The following is a 207-nucleotide window of genomic DNA, read 5'->3' as shown; positions in this document are numbered from 1 at the left end:
GCGGATGAGTAGAAAACAGCAAAAACAGCATTTCTGCCACGGCTGAAACTGAAAAGACGGCAAAAATCGGCTTTCCGCCACGGCGGATGAGTAGAAAACAGCAAAAACAGCGTTTCCGCCACGGCTGAAACTGGAAAAACGCTGAAAATCGGCTTTCCGCCACGGCGGATGAATAGAAAACAGCAAAAACAGCGTTTCCGCCACGGC

Annotated in this window: 1 pseudogene; it reads right to left on the bottom strand. The window is 50.2% G+C overall.

Annotated features, from left to right (window positions below):
• Nucleotides 1-207 (bottom strand): annotated as a pseudogene (locus HMPREF2983_RS14170) (hypothetical protein); the annotation flags it as partial.

Source organism: Prevotella sp. HMSC077E09 (assembly GCF_001814685.1).
In the GTDB taxonomy this organism is placed as follows: Bacteria; Bacteroidota; Bacteroidia; order Bacteroidales; family Bacteroidaceae; genus Prevotella; species Prevotella oris.
The sequence above is the reverse complement of the archived record's forward strand: the minus strand, read 5'-3'. Positions and strand labels throughout refer to the sequence as shown.